The sequence below is a fragment of the Bacillus sp. B4EP4a genome (assembly GCF_006680105.1).
GTDB classification, from domain to species: domain Bacteria; phylum Bacillota; class Bacilli; order Bacillales; family DSM-1321; genus Peribacillus; species Peribacillus simplex_E.
Genome location: NZ_VHIK01000039.1, coordinates 1 through 13,629 on the forward strand (window position 1 = coordinate 1; position 13,629 = coordinate 13,629).

15 protein-coding genes and 1 other annotated feature (1 of these 16 only partly in view) are annotated in these 13,629 nt (G+C 44.0%); of the genes, 3 read left to right on the top strand and 12 right to left on the bottom strand.

The window, feature by feature from the left end; all coding sequences use genetic code 11:
• Positions 1-1,395, bottom strand: a 1,395-nt coding sequence (safA, locus tag FNK51_RS27295) for a SafA/ExsA family spore coat assembly protein (protein ID WP_286178779.1), incomplete at its 3' end; no start/stop codon positions are given.
• A gap of 318 nt (positions 1,396-1,713) precedes the next feature.
• On the opposite strand from safA, the gene ypfJ reads away from it, so the two are divergent.
• Positions 1,714-2,559, top strand: a complete 846-nt coding sequence (ypfJ, locus tag FNK51_RS19160) for a KPN_02809 family neutral zinc metallopeptidase (protein WP_141994340.1) — start codon at positions 1,714-1,716, stop codon at positions 2,557-2,559.
• Positions 2,560-2,647: 88 nt separating this feature from the next.
• Here ypfJ and nadA read toward each other — a convergent pair whose 3' ends face one another.
• Genes nadA through nadB form a run of 3 tightly spaced genes read right to left on the bottom strand, consistent with a single transcriptional unit; the run spans position 2,648 to position 6,166 of the window.
• On the bottom strand, positions 2,648-3,754 hold the full coding sequence (gene nadA / locus FNK51_RS19165) for a quinolinate synthase NadA (RefSeq protein WP_098370085.1): 1,107 nt from the start codon (positions 3,752-3,754) through the stop codon (positions 2,648-2,650).
• Positions 3,751-4,602, bottom strand: coding sequence for a carboxylating nicotinate-nucleotide diphosphorylase (nadC, locus tag FNK51_RS19170; protein WP_141994341.1), 852 nt, complete (start codon positions 4,600-4,602; stop codon positions 3,751-3,753). Before nadC ends, nadA begins: the two co-directional genes overlap by 4 nt.
• On the bottom strand, positions 4,583-6,166 hold the full coding sequence (gene nadB / locus FNK51_RS19175; RefSeq protein ID WP_141994342.1) for an L-aspartate oxidase: 1,584 nt from the start codon (positions 6,164-6,166) through the stop codon (positions 4,583-4,585). Before nadB ends, nadC begins: the two co-directional genes overlap by 20 nt.
• Positions 6,167-6,269: 103 nt before the next feature.
• Between nadB and FNK51_RS19180 the strand changes: the two genes are divergently transcribed.
• Both FNK51_RS19180 and FNK51_RS19185 read left to right on the top strand, forming a co-directional pair.
• The gene (locus FNK51_RS19180; RefSeq protein WP_141994343.1) at positions 6,270-7,397 is read left to right on the top strand and encodes an IscS subfamily cysteine desulfurase; all 1,128 of its coding nucleotides are present in this window, start codon (positions 6,270-6,272) and stop codon (positions 7,395-7,397) included.
• A 49-nt stretch (positions 7,398-7,446) separates the two neighbouring features.
• The gene (locus FNK51_RS19185; protein WP_098370081.1) at positions 7,447-7,977 is read left to right on the top strand and encodes a transcription repressor NadR; all 531 of its coding nucleotides are present in this window, start codon (positions 7,447-7,449) and stop codon (positions 7,975-7,977) included.
• 187 nt (positions 7,978-8,164) lie between these two features.
• On the opposite strand, the gene FNK51_RS26690 is transcribed toward FNK51_RS19185, so the two are convergent.
• The 8 genes from FNK51_RS26690 to rplU all read right to left on the bottom strand — a co-directional run bounded on the left by FNK51_RS26690 (position 8,165) and on the right by rplU (position 13,589).
• The gene (locus FNK51_RS26690; RefSeq protein WP_181762299.1) at positions 8,165-8,317 is read right to left on the bottom strand and encodes a hypothetical protein; all 153 of its coding nucleotides are present in this window, start codon (positions 8,315-8,317) and stop codon (positions 8,165-8,167) included.
• 402 nt (positions 8,318-8,719) lie between these two features.
• Positions 8,720-9,595 (bottom strand): prephenate dehydratase, encoded by an 876-nt coding sequence (gene pheA / locus FNK51_RS19190; RefSeq protein ID WP_098370080.1) that lies wholly within the window; start codon positions 9,593-9,595, stop codon positions 8,720-8,722.
• Between the two features lie 130 nt (positions 9,596-9,725).
• Complete coding sequence (locus tag FNK51_RS19195) at positions 9,726-10,175, bottom strand: ACT domain-containing protein (RefSeq protein ID WP_098370079.1); 450 nt, start codon at positions 10,173-10,175, stop codon at positions 9,726-9,728.
• A gap of 40 nt (positions 10,176-10,215) precedes the next feature.
• Positions 10,216-11,505 carry a GTPase ObgE gene (obgE, locus tag FNK51_RS19200; RefSeq protein WP_098370078.1) on the bottom strand — a complete coding sequence of 430 codons (1,290 nt, stop codon included), beginning with the start codon at positions 11,503-11,505 and terminating at the stop codon, positions 10,216-10,218.
• Positions 11,506-11,553: 48 nt separating this feature from the next.
• Positions 11,554-12,093, bottom strand: a complete 540-nt coding sequence (locus FNK51_RS19205; RefSeq protein ID WP_141994344.1) for a Spo0B domain-containing protein — start codon at positions 12,091-12,093, stop codon at positions 11,554-11,556.
• Positions 12,094-12,631: 538 nt separating this feature from the next.
• Positions 12,632-12,922, bottom strand: coding sequence for a 50S ribosomal protein L27 (gene rpmA, locus FNK51_RS19210; RefSeq protein WP_034308845.1), 291 nt, complete (start codon positions 12,920-12,922; stop codon positions 12,632-12,634).
• 12 nt (positions 12,923-12,934) lie between these two features.
• The gene (locus FNK51_RS19215; RefSeq protein WP_056525537.1) at positions 12,935-13,267 is read right to left on the bottom strand and encodes a ribosomal-processing cysteine protease Prp; all 333 of its coding nucleotides are present in this window, start codon (positions 13,265-13,267) and stop codon (positions 12,935-12,937) included.
• 13 nt (positions 13,268-13,280) lie between these two features.
• Positions 13,281-13,589, bottom strand: coding sequence for a 50S ribosomal protein L21 (gene rplU, locus FNK51_RS19220; RefSeq protein ID WP_034308849.1), 309 nt, complete (start codon positions 13,587-13,589; stop codon positions 13,281-13,283).
• A 13-nt stretch (positions 13,590-13,602) separates the two neighbouring features.
• Positions 13,603-13,629 (bottom strand) — a sequence feature (ribosomal protein L21 leader region); it runs 57 nt beyond the window's last position.

Sequence of the window (13,629 nt, forward strand, 5' to 3'; positions counted from 1 at the left end):
GCCTGGGTTTTGGCCGCCCATCATCATACCTGGCTGGCCTGGGTTTTGGCCGCCCATCATCATGAATCCATCATATGATTCTTCTGACTCATCTTCATATTGGAATGGCATCTCCATTCCCATCTGAGACTGTTTCGGTGACATCCCTGGGTATGAGGCCTGCTGCTGTGATTGAACGGATTGATATTGGTGATAATCTGGATGGTGATGTGCATTGGCATCCATTTTTTTGTTCCCTTGATACTGCCCCTTCACTTCCGGCCCATAAGTTCCAAGTACCCCCTTATTACAGCCGCAATCCTCCTCATCCTCACCGGCAGTCTGGGAATAATGCTGAGGGTAGTTTTGATTGTATGAAGAAGGCGATTCGCCTGGTGACTCATAATCTTGTTGCATATATGAACCTGCTGCCTGAGCTTGTTGATTCATCCCTCCATAATAATGGTGCGGAACCGGTGCGGAGGCTTGATATGGATAATGTTGCTGGCTTGTTGCATTCATGCTCGCCCCTTGGACGAATCCTTGATCCATCATTTGCATGTCAGGAGATTCCCCCCAAGCATCAGAGCTCTCTTCCATCATTTGATAACCTTGTATTTCCGGAGCCGCCTGATACCCTTGTGCGCCTTGATATGGTGCTTGTTGCATACCTTGCATGTGCATTTGCGCCCATGGTGGCGGCTGAATACAATAACCGCTTCCAGGCAAGATTGGCGTTACTGGAATACAATCATCCACCGGCTCACTATATTCCTGAGCTGGCTGTACAGCTGGCTTTTTCTTCTTTTTGGTTACTGGCTCTTCTTTTTTCTTTGGTAAAGGTGGTGGTGCTGGAGGCTTTTGCACACTCATATTGGTCATGTTGACCATATAATAATTATTGACGTCGATCTCCGGAATCACCGGCATGGGCACTGGCACTTCTTTTGGAACGATTACTTGCTTTTCTTTAATGATTGGCTTTGGCTGAACGATTTTCTGCTCTTTCTTAACTGGCTGTGGAACGATTTTCTGCTCTTTTACTGGTTTTTGAATGATAGGTTGCTCTTTTATCGGCTGTTGAAATTTCGGCTGTTCTTTTACTGGTTGTTGAAATTTCGGATGTTCTTTAACAGCCGGTTTTTGCATAATTTGCTGCTCTTTCTTAGGTGCTGACTGAGGCTGGAACTGTTGAGTTTGGGATTCTTTCATTCCCGGCTGAATATTCACGTTTGGTTTACCCGTTTCTTTTATTACAGCTCCGGATGTCCCTGGTATTTTAATTTTCATTCCAGGCATCATCATGTCCGGGTTGCTTAATTGTGCGTTAACTTTTTTAAGTTCTTCAAAACTGACGCCGTATTTTTTGGCGAGTTTCCAAAGTGTATCGCCTTTTTGGACTATATGAATTTTCACGCTGTTAACCCCTCCTGTGCATATGTCCATATATTCTATGAAGCAGTGGGTGAATTGCTATTATTTTTATCATGAAAACATATGCGTGAAAAATGACTTTTATGATTGGATCAATGATTTAGGGACATAGAAGGTACTTTTTTGGAGACGAAATAAATGATGGGACATCTCGTAAAAGGAAATTCACCCCTTTGGATTCCATTCCTGAAACGCTTCTTTCAGGCTTCTGTCTAAACTCAGGGAAATCCGGGTATAAGAAAGTAATGACCTAAGGCTTTGTCTTCAGGTACTTATCTTACATCCCTGGGGGTAATAATAATGAAATGGAAAGGTAGACAGGGCAGCTCGAACGTCGAGGACAAAAGAGGCATGAGCACAAAAGGCATGGCCGGAATCGGCGGAGGGGTCGGATTGGTAATTGTCTTGATCGTGACGCTCCTTGGCGGTAATCCAAGCGAATTGCTAGGCAGCTTGAATTCCACTGAATCAAACAATGGCGGCTCTTATGTCGAAACTGATGAAGAGAAGGAACTTGCGCAGTTTGTATCTGTCGTCCTTGCAGAAACGGAGCAGGTCTGGACAGAAGAATTCCGTAAAAATGGACTGGAATATAAGGAACCGAACCTTGTCCTGTATTCGGGTAGTGTCGAATCGGCATGCGGGATGGCAGCTTCTTCGGTAGGGCCATTTTATTGTCCGGGTGACATGAAACTATATATTGATCTCAGCTTTTATCAAGAGTTAAAGCAAGAATTCCAGGCACCCGGGGATTTCGCCATGGCCTATGTCATTGCCCACGAAGTCGGACATCACGTTCAGACACTTTTAGGGACAACGGAAAAGGAAATGCCCGATCGTTCAAAGGTCAGCGAGACCGAATACAATAGGTTTTCTGTCCGTCTTGAATTACAGGCCGATTATTTGGCTGGAGTTTGGGCACATCATGTCCAAGGAGAGAATTTGCTTGAAGAAGGCGATCTTGAGGAGGCCTTGAATGCAGCAAGTGGTGTGGGGGATGACCGTATCCAAGAAAGAGCACAAGGGTACGTGGTGCCAGAAAGCTTCACGCATGGTACTTCCGAACAGAGGAAACGGTGGTTCAATAAAGGATTTAAATCCGGTGATATGAATGAAGGCAATACTTTTAAAGCGAATAACCTTTAAAAGTTCTTACCTGTTTCGATTACATAATAAAAAGGGGGTCTAATCCCCCTTTTTATTATGATCCAAAATCTTTTTAGAAAGCACTGACTCAAACGCGCTCCAGCATTCTGTTTAATGCTAGGATGGCATTATCCGCAATGTTCTTTTCCACTTTTATCGGATTGATGATGATACCTTCTTCAATGGATTCAAGCGCCCATAGCAGGTGAGGCAGATCAATCCGGTTCATTGTAAGACATGGACACATATTCGGATTTAACGAGATGATGTTCTTGTCAGGATTATTGGCGATAAGACGCTTGACAAGGTTCATTTCCGTGCCGATTGCCCAAGAACTACCTGGTTCGGCTTTTTCGATCATATTTATAATATACGATGTCGAACCCGCATAATCTGACAAGGCGACTACCTCACGGCGACATTCGGGATGAACGATGATATTCATTTCAGGCTGCTCCGCTCTAAGCGTTTCAATATTCGCCGTAGTGAAATTTTCATGGACTGAACAATGTCCTTTCCAAAGAAGTACCTTCAGATCTTCCAGTTCCCCTTCATAGATCAATTCATCCTTATGCGGATCCCAGACAGCCATTTCATTCAATGGGATTCCAAGGTCAAAGGCGGTATTCCTCCCAAGGTGCTGATCGGGAAGAAAAAGGATTCTTTCTTTTTGCGAGAGGGCCCACGAGACCATCCCCTGTGCATTGGAAGACGTCACCGTCGCCCCGCCATTTTTCCCTACAAAAGCTTTGATGGCCGCAGTGGAATTCACATAAGTTAGCGGAAGGATCGTATCGCCAAATAAATCCTGAAGCTTTGTCCACGCCCGTTCCGTTTGTTCAATATCGGCCATATCCGCCATGGAGCAGCCTGCACGCATGTCAGGAAGGATAACCGTCTGCCCTTCTTCCGTCAAAATATCCGCTGTTTCAGCCATGAAATGCACGCCACAAAACACGATATAATCCGCTTCGCGATTTTGCGCGGAAAGCTGGGCCAATTGAAGTGAATCCCCCGTTGAATCCGAAAATTGAATGACTTCCTCCCGTTGATAATGATGACCTGGGATATAAAGACGGTTCCCCAGTCGTTTCTTAATCTCATGGACCCGATTCTCCATCTCTTCCTTTGTCATCGTTTTATACTTTTCAGGCAATGCATTTCCTGCTGTTTTAGCCATCTCCAAAATGTTCATTTCAATATCCCCTCCTGCTCTTTGACCTTTGCGCTAATATCAAGTACTCTGACACTGTGCGTCAAGCTGCCCAACGAAATATAATCTACCCCTGTTTCCCGATATGAGGCTAGATTGTCTAAATGGATCCCTCCAGAAGCTTCAGTTATGATGTGGGCGGGAACCAATTTAATCAGTTGCTTGATTTCTTCGGGGCTCCGGTTATCGAACATGATGATATCTGCACCGGCTTCCACAGCTTCAAGCACCTGTTGTGGTGATTCCGTTTCCACCTCCACTTTAGTGGTATGTCCCAATTTGGATTTTACCGTTTGAACCGCTTTCGTTATGGACCCAGCGAAAGAAATATGGTTGTCCTTTATCATGACTGCATCATACAGACCATATCGGTGATTGAATGCCCCGCCGGAACGGACCGCATATTTTTCAAGCATCCGCAGGCCTGGCGTAGTTTTCCTCGTATCACATGCTCTCGTCTTCGTCCCCGCTAAAATCATGGCAGCTTTATGAGCCTGTGTCGCAATGCCGGACATACGCTGCACTAGATTCAAAACGACCCGTTCCCCTTTTAAAAGGGAGGCCATATCGCCGGTCATTTTCGCAAGCTGCTGTCCTTCTTCGAAAACTTCTCCATCTTGAACAAAAAGGAAAACCTCGATTTGCTCATCCAACAATGCAAATCCCGTCTTGATGACGTCCCCTCCACTAAAGACCCCGCCTTCTTTTGCGATGAATGTCAAAGTTCCTTGTTCACCTTGATCAAAAATCGTATCACTCGTTACATCGCATTCCCCTATATCTTCCATTAAAAATTGTTGCAGCATCTGCTTAAGCTTCAATATATTCATATAGTCGTCTCCCTTTCACTCGGTTTTTTACATCCGTGCAAGCAAGGATAACCGAATTTTCAAGCCATTGGGCGTCATCCTCGTTTGGATAGTCACTGCGGAAATGACCGCCCCTGCTTTCCGTTCTGGTCAATGCGGATTCGGCAATCAGCCACGCCACGATTATGGCATTGATTTTCGTTATTTCTTGTATCGATAATGCCGTTACTTCCATATGCAGCAATTTTTCGATATTAAATGTCTCAAGATAATCCTTCAGTCGAGTTAAACCCGCTTCATTTCGAACGATTCCCGCTTCATTCATTAATTTTTCCTGCAATGTCGTGAGATCAGGTAAAAAGGAAATTTGACTGGAACTCTTGGACTGCTCTTTCTCTTCCGGTATCGACCTTGCCGGGGCTTTAGCTAGGAAACGGCCAAGCGTATTTCCAAAAACCAATCCTTCGAGAAGGGAGTTGCTTGCCAATCGGTTTGCACCATGTACACCAGTGCATGCCACTTCACCAACTGCATACAAAGAGGGTACAGAGGTTTGCCCCGATTCATCCACTTCAATCCCTCCCATTAGAAAATGGTTTCCTGGTGCAACCGGGATTTTCCCCAATTGAAGGTCCAGCCCGCTTTTTTCACACAATGAGCTCACTGTCGGAAAACGATTTTTAAAATCCTTAATCATCGAAATATCTAAAAATACCTTTTCACCACGCTGCAAATAAGAAAAAATCGTCTGTGCAACAATATGCCTTGGTGCTAGATCTTTTAAGCTATGGACATCCTCCATGATCGGCCTTCCCATTTCCGTCACTAATCTCGCACCATCCCCGCGAACCGCTTCTGAAACGAGCCCTTTCGCTTTGCCATTCACAAAAAGCAGGGTCGGATGGAATTGTATGAATTCCATGTCACGAACTATTGCACCGGCCTTGAATGCAAGTGCGATTCCATCACCTGAAACCGTTTGTGAATTTGAAGTGAAATGGTATAGGGAACCACAGCCGCCTGTAGCCAAAACCGTATGTTCCGCATGATAGGCAACAAGATCCCCTGCCTTATCAAGTGTTTTGACTCCTATGCAAGAATCATCTTGCCCTATGATCAACTCCACTGCAGCAACATTCTCCATCACAGTAATCGATGATTTTTTCAAGCGCCCTATAAGATGTTCCATCATGTACTTTCCTGTAGCATCCCCGTGACTATGAAGGATTCTTCGTTCACTGTGGGCGCCCTCCATGCCAAGCAATAGAGTTCCGTCATCATCATGGTCAAATCGCATACCCGAATCAATAAGTTCAGCTATAACCGAAGGTGCCTCTTCGACGAGTTTTTCCACTGCCTTCACCTTGTTATATCGCTGACCAGCCGCCAGCGTATCTTTTTTATGAAAGGATACTCGGTCACGATCAGATATTGCAGCAGCAATCCCGCCCTGTGCTAAATAAGAATTACCATGACGGATATTTGATTTTGTGATGAGTATCACATGCTTATGTTCACTTGCTTCCAATGCCGTTTTCAAGGCAGCAATCCCGCTGCCTATCACGATGATTTCCGCTTTTACCATTATTTCATTCCTCCTGTTTACGACAGGTGTCTTGACAACTATATTTACATATTATTAAACTATTATCAAGAGTTTTTTAAGATTAAAGGATGGAAGTGATTTCTTGATTTATTTGGATTACGCCGCAACAACTCCGATTGATGAGGAGGCTCTCGACGTATTCAGCCAAGCTTCCCGGAAGTTTTTCGGGAATGCGAGCAGTTTGCATGATATTGGCTCTGAAGCGGCACGTTTATTGGATATGTCACGGCAGCAACTCGCAGAAATGCTGAACATAAAAAAGGAAGGAATCATCTTTACGAGCGGCGGATCAGAAAGCAACATGCTTGCCATCGATACATTCATCGCTTCGAAACCATCCTGGCAGAACCACTTGATTGTAAGCAGAACTGAACATGCATCTCTTGCCAATTTCGTTGAAAAACTTGAACAAGAAGGATTCGAGGTTACTTATTTAAGGCATTTGAAAGATGGCCGGGTTGATATTGAACATTTGCAGGAATGTATGTCGGAGAAAACATGCTTGGTCATTGTCCAGCATGTGAATTCGGAAATCGGGGTCATTCAACCCATTGAACAAATAAGTGAAATCGTTCGAAAACACCAGGCTTTTTTTCATGTGGATTGTGTCCAATCATTTGCTAAATTACCGCTCGGGAAGATAGCTGCCTCATGTGATGGATTATCCGTTTCCAGTCATAAAGTTTATGGTCCAAAAGGGACTGGGGCCGTCATTTTCCCGGACATCCACCGGTTGAAGCCTTCGGTACCGAATATCACTCATGAATATGGTTTCAGACCAGGAACAGTGGACGTCCCCGGAATTGCTTCCTTCGTAACCGCTGCCAAGAAATTGGGGGATATCATGGAAGATGAACGGAAACGGATTTCCACACTTAGGATGCAATTGATCCAACGGCTAATGGAAAGGAAAATTGATTTTCAAATCATCGAAGCAAAAAGCGAGCAATTACCTCACATTCTGGCGCTGACCTTCGCTGGATTGCAAGGACAGTACATCATGCTGGAATTAAACCAGAAAGGATTCGCTGTTTCGACGGGAAGCGCCTGTCAAATCGGTAAACAGGATCCTTCAAAAACGATGATGGCCATTGGGAAAAGCAAAGATGAAGCCCATCAATTCGTCCGCCTTTCCTTTGGCAAAAACACGACGGCGGACGACATTCACAAGTTGGCGGAATGCATCGAAGGAATAGCTGCCATTCGATAAAACCCTCCAAACTGTGTTAGAATGTTTGTAATTAAAGAGGTGAATGTTTATGGAAAGAAAGAAATTACTCGGGGAAGAAAGACGGACGAAACTCTTACATTTATTGCAAACAAGCGCGGAGCCTGTAACGGGCAGCGAGCTTTCGCAGATAACGAATGTAAGCCGGCAGGTTATCGTTGGTGACATAACCCTCCTGAAAGCGCGGAATGAACCTATCATTGCCACGAGCCAAGGCTATCTGTACTTACAAACGGGGAGCACGCAAAAGCCGGAAAGGATCATTGCTTGCCAACACGATCCTTCGCGGACCCAAGAAGAGCTATATTTACTCGTGGATATTGGCATCACGGTTAAAGATGTCAAAATCGAGCACCCCGTATACGGCGACCTAACCGCTTCCATCATGGTCAGCAGCCGGAAGGAAGTTCAGCAATTCCTTTCAAGGGTGACGGCAACGAACGCATCTTTTTTATCGGAACTGACGAGCGGCATCCATCTCCATACACTAAGCGCAGCATCTGAAGAATTGCTCGACGAAGCGGAGTGTGCTCTAAGGGATGCTGGCATTTTAGTCGATTGAATGAACGCAAAATCCTCAAAAGCCATGTCTTTTGAGGATTTTTTTATTGGCCATTATGCTCACTCATCAACGGAATTGCTTTCATTTGAGCTGCCTTCCCCGGAGTTTTCTTCCTCGTTACTTCTCAACTGCCCGATAAGACTAATGACGGAACCGACCGCCTGAACCCAGCCTCCCGTCGCTTGGATTAATTCAGCATCAGATGGCTTCTCTTCCATATAAGGATATTGATATTTTGTAGTTCCTGCTCCTTATCTTGCTCTTCTTCCTTTTCATCCTTTTCTTGGTCTTTTTCTAGAACACTATTTTTAAGTTCGGCAATTCCGCCTATCGCTTGCATCTAATTCCCAATCGCCTGCAACAAAATTGAATTGATTATCCATCTCTGCTGACCACCATCCTCTCTCTGCATTTTTAATAAAAAAGGTGCTTCCACTGATTTAGTCATCAACGTATGTATTACTGTTCCCATTTCCACAGGCGGACTAACTGGATTTACTTATTGTATTTGCGTTCATCACAATCGGTGTTTGTTTTCCATCCAGAATCATAGGCTCTTTTTATCATGAAAAACTTTAAAACCATCTTCCTCAAAATCAAATAATGAATAGCATTTCTTCCTGTCTATTGCTATATATTGAATTATAAATCTTAACGAACACAAAAAATGCCCCGGAAATACTCCCGGGGCACCCTTCTTATTCATTGTATAAAACTCAGCTGAGGTTATACCATTTATCATTCATCGTTGCGGTACACCAGTTCGGACTTTAAAGCATGAATAGCTTCCCATGATCGAAACCGTACATCCTAAGGCCTCGAGCTCAGAGATCGCTCCTGGGATGAGGACATCATCAAGAGACATTTCGATGTCGATGATGAAGAAGTAATTGCCCAATCCTGTTTTCATTGGTCTCGATTCAATCTTGGAAAGGTTCAGTTTCCTCCAGGAAAAAGCGGAAAGGACTTGGTGCAGCTGTCCTGAGTGGTCAGCAGGCAGCTGAATCATCAAGGTCGTTTTCTTGTCCCCTTCAACGGTCAAATGCCCTTCAAAGTCGACTTCACTGTTGGATACGACGATAAACTTGGTGTGATTATGTTCGTAATCGTGAATATTTTGTTTTACAATCGTCAAACCGTACTCTTCCGCAGCCATATCATTTGCAATCGCAGCAATATTGATATCGGGATTCTCCATCACCATCTTCGCAGCGGCTGCAGTGGATGTGACATACTCATATGGAATGCCCCTTAGCTCATTATGTAGAAATTTGCGGCATTGAGCAATGGCATGGGAATGCGAATAAACCATGTCAGGTTTGAAACCAGGATATGCATGATCTGGATGCACCATATAATGCTGTTGGATTGGAATCGTCACTTCGCCTTTCATCGGTAATGTGACTTCATGGACTAAGTAATCCATCGTTATATTTACCGAGCCCTCCAAAGCATTCTCGATCGGCACGAGCGCGTGATTCACTTCCCCGTCCCGAACAGCATCAAGGCAGTCCGGAATCGTGTTCATCGGTATTTTTATATCATTAGGAAATAGTCGCGATACAGCTAAATCCGTGAATGTTGCTTTTGGTCCAAGAAATGCAATTTTTGATGTCATATTATAAACTCCTTCTCACGGAAAATCTACTGTTTATGTTATGCCATTTTCTGATTTTTTACAATACTTAATCGTTAATTTCCTCTTACAAATGAAAACAGCCTGTACATCTGAAATGTACAGGCTGTTTTCATGCGCCGTTACCAATGATTTCGACTTTTTCGACGAACTCCATTTTACGCAGTTTAGTAAGCAGATCATCAATATCCATCGTCATCCCACCCGTATTAAGGGATAGGGTGACATTTGCACGTCCCTGCAAAGGAATCGTTTGGTGGATGGTCATGATGTTGCAACCGGATGAGGCGACGAGCCGTAAGAGCTCCGATAGAGTACCAGAACGATCTTCGAGATAGAAGAACAGTGTAATCAGCTTTTCCTTAACAACTGTATGAAACGGAAAAACCGTGTCACGGTATTTGTAAAATGCACTCCTGCTTAGGTCCACTCGCTTTACCGCTTCCCAAACTGATTCTGCTTTTCCCCGTTCAATCATTTCTTTTGCATCCAGCGTTTTTTTCATCGCTTCGGGAAGGACATCCTCTCGAACGAGGAAAAACTTCTGATCGGCCTTATTCAAACTTCGCACGCCTCCTTTTGCCTGCCATCATGGTTTACAATCAATCAACAAATTCAAATTCATATTCAAGGATACGGACGATATCGCCATTTGTCGCACCTTTTTGGCGAAGGCCTTCGTCGACTCCGAATGATCGAAGCTGTCTGGCGAAACGACGCACGGACTCATCACGGGTGAAGTCAGTCATTTTGAATAGACGCTCGATCTTGAATCCTGATACGGCAAAACTGCCATCGGGTTCGCGTTCAATGTTAAATTCATCAGACTGTGATGTATGTTTATATAGAACCCGGTGGATTCCAGTATTCTCTTCTTCATGTTCAAGAGGGAACTCAGGCGTCTCTTCGATTTTATCGGCAATTGCATAAAGAAGCTCACGGATCCCTTCACGCGTCACGGCAGAAATCGGGAAGACAGGATAGTCTTCTTCCAGCTTTTCTTTGAATGCCGCTAAGTTATCTTCTGAGTCCGGCATATCCATTTTGCTTGCTACAATGATTTGCGGACGTTCAGTCAAGCGCAGGTTATACTCTTCCAACTCTTTATTGATTGTTTGATAGTCTTCATATGGATCCCGGCCTTCAAGACCCGACATATCGATTACATGAACGATTACCCTTGTTCTTTCAATATGGCGCAGGAATTGATGTCCAAGGCCCACACCTTCTGAAGCGCCTTCGATCAGACCAGGTAAATCGGCCATGACAAAGCTACGGTGATCTTCCGTTTCCACCATTCCCAGGTTCGGTACGATCGTCGTAAAATGGTATTCGGCAATTTTAGGCCTTGCTGCTGATACGACAGAAAGCAACGTGGATTTCCCTACACTTGGGAAACCAACCAAACCGACATCAGCCAATAGTTTCAATTCCATGACTATATCGCGTTCTTGGCCCGGTTCGCCGTTCTCAGCGATTTCAGGTGCAGGATTGGCAGGTGTTGCAAAGCGGGAATTTCCCCGGCCTCCGCGGCCACCCTTGGCGATAATGGCGCGTTGCCCGTGCTCAACTAAATCAGCAATGACTTCCTTCGTTTTATCATCAATGACAACCGTGCCTGGTGGAACCTTGATGACCATATCCTTTGCAGCCGCACCATGCATGTTTTTGGACATGCCATGTTCTCCGCGAGGTGCCTTAAAGTGACGTTGATAACGGAAATCCATTAATGTACGCAAGCCTTCTTCCACTTCAAAAACGACATTGGCCCCATTACCGCCATCTCCGCCAGCAGGTCCGCCTTTAGGTATGAATTTCTCACGACGATAAGCAACTATCCCGTTACCACCGTCTCCGCCTTTTACATAGACTTTCGTTTGATCGACAAACATGCTATCACTTCCTTGTTTTCTGCAAGTCATTTCTTGCTGTATACTTCTCTAAAAGTTAATATCCATCTTAAAAAATATTTCATCCTCAATACATTCAAGAATTTCTATTGATTGCTCGGCCGTCAATGAACTTTCCAAAAACTCGATCACTGGGGATTGATCAATGAACCTGCCTTGCATATGAAATGAACAGTGCATATCGCTCACTTCTTTTTTACACATGGAAACAGCCAGTATATTTTCAAAAAACGGATCCAGATTCTTATCCAGAATTTTAAAGAAATCGTTTGTCCAGCGATACATCAGCCCGTCCATCTCAGTTGAGCCTTCAAAAACATCAATGATTTCATATTCGCAATAAAAGGATCCATTATTCCAATTCGACGTCAACAGCATCTCGGTGAATTTAGGTAAATTCAAACTGGAAAGGCGTGCTTCATTCTGGGTTTCAACAATGATTTCATCAATGATGCCCTTGACACGATCGATTCTGTTCAACTCCAGATTCCCTTTGATGATTTGAATTTTATTCAGCCAGTCATGCCTGGTTTGACGCAGAGTTTCAATAGTCGTCCAATTTTTATCCATTATTAACACCTTCAATTATGATAAAGAAACTTTTTTCGGCTCTATCATGTTGAATACTTCCATTTGTACAGTATATCAAAAAAACAACAAACAGGAAATGAAGCTTGATTCACATGCCTTCACATGAAAGCCCCCGTCCAAAAAATACAGCCGCACACCCTGAGTTCTTTGGACGATGGTAGAGCCATTTGAACTAAAAAAGAGAATGGGCCTTATTTATGCACCAATTGGAGATATTATAGTTGAATTGGAGTGTCTATTTGGTTTAACCAAATCGGATGGATGAGTATTCTTGGATTTCCCCCCTGAAAGTTTAAGAAAGCCCGCCTATTGGCGAGCCATTTGTAAGTCAGAGGTTGTTTTCCTTATACTAATGACTAAAGTCTCCTGCAAAATGCTGGTTCGTTCCTATAGTATAAATAAAGGGCCGGACCCCTTCATCACTATATAACATACCATTATTAAAAATGACGCGGTATATAGTGTCTTGTAGAAGGAATCAGACCCTTTTGAGTCAGCCTCTGTTCAAAGATGCCAATTATGCTTCTTGTGCAACTGGATATACGCTTACTTTTTTACGGTCACGTCCGAAACGTTCGAATTTAACAACACCGTCTACTTTAGCGTATAGAGTATCGTCTCCACCACGGCCTACGTTCTCACCTGGATAGATTTTTGTTCCGCGTTGACGGTAAAGGATAGAACCACCAGAAACGAATTGACCATCTGCACGTTTAGCGCCAAGACGCTTAGATTGAGAGTCACGTCCGTTCTTTGTAGAACCTACTCCTTTTTTCGAAGCGAAGAACTGAAGATTTAATCTTAACATTTGTTCCACCTCCTATTGGTTGAGGATAATTTTCATGTATTTACCATAATCACGTTCGATAGTTTGCAGTGATATGAGCATACTGTTCAAGAGCAGCTGCACCTTTTCTTCGGATTCCGGTGAAAGATTCGCCGGAATAACGCAGCGAAGATAGCCGCCCTCTCTCCCTTGCTCAATCTCAGGCTCTACATCCGTTAAGGACATAATCGCATTGACTGACCCGAAGGAAACAGCCGATACACCTGCACAAACGATATCTGAACCTTTTTTAGCAAAATTAGCATGTCCGCTTAAGGTGAACGAAGTAATCCGTTCCTGCGGAGCATCAAAGACAACTTTAATCATCTAGAATCAGCCCTTACGCGTTGATTGCTTCGATAACAACTTTTGTGTATGGTTGACGATGACCTTGTTTTTTACGATTGTTTTTCTTCGCTTTGTATTTGAAAACAGTGATTTTCTTTTGCTTACCTTGTTTCTCGACAGTACCTGTTACAGTAGCGCCTTCCACTAGTGGAGCACCGACTTTCACGTCTTCGCCACCTACGAATAAAACTTTGTCAAATGTAACAGTTTCGCCTGCTTCTGCGTTTAATTTTTCAATGTAAACCGCTTCGCCAGCTGCTACTTTAATTTGTTTACCGCCAGTTTCGATAATTGCGTACATACTTGCACCTCCTTAAATGTCTCAGACTCGCCAATCACAG

Coding starts and splice junctions, on each gene's coding strand:
- FNK51_RS19205 (WP_141994344.1), bottom strand. CDS start 12,093: ATGGATAAAAATTGGACGACTATTGAAACTCTGCGTCAAACCAGGCAT.
- FNK51_RS26690 (WP_181762299.1), bottom strand. CDS start 8,317: ATGCAAGCGATAGGCGGAATTGCCGAACTTAAAAATAGTGTTCTAGAA.
- rpmA (WP_034308845.1), bottom strand. CDS start 12,922: ATGTTAAGATTAAATCTTCAGTTCTTCGCTTCGAAAAAAGGAGTAGGT.
- FNK51_RS19215 (WP_056525537.1), bottom strand. CDS start 13,267: ATGATTAAAGTTGTCTTTGATGCTCCGCAGGAACGGATTACTTCGTTC.
- rplU (WP_034308849.1), bottom strand. CDS start 13,589: ATGTACGCAATTATCGAAACTGGCGGTAAACAAATTAAAGTAGCAGCT.
- obgE (WP_098370078.1), bottom strand. CDS start 11,505: ATGTTTGTCGATCAAACGAAAGTCTATGTAAAAGGCGGAGACGGTGGT.
- FNK51_RS19185 (WP_098370081.1), top strand. CDS start 7,447: ATGGAAAGAAAGAAATTACTCGGGGAAGAAAGACGGACGAAACTCTTA.
- ypfJ (WP_141994340.1), top strand. CDS start 1,714: ATGAAATGGAAAGGTAGACAGGGCAGCTCGAACGTCGAGGACAAAAGA.
- nadB (WP_141994342.1), bottom strand. CDS start 6,166: ATGGTAAAAGCGGAAATCATCGTGATAGGCAGCGGGATTGCTGCCTTG.
- pheA (WP_098370080.1), bottom strand. CDS start 9,595: ATGACATCAAAAATTGCATTTCTTGGACCAAAAGCAACATTCACGGAT.
- nadA (WP_098370085.1), bottom strand. CDS start 3,754: ATGAACATTTTGGAGATGGCTAAAACAGCAGGAAATGCATTGCCTGAA.
- nadC (WP_141994341.1), bottom strand. CDS start 4,602: ATGAATATATTGAAGCTTAAGCAGATGCTGCAACAATTTTTAATGGAA.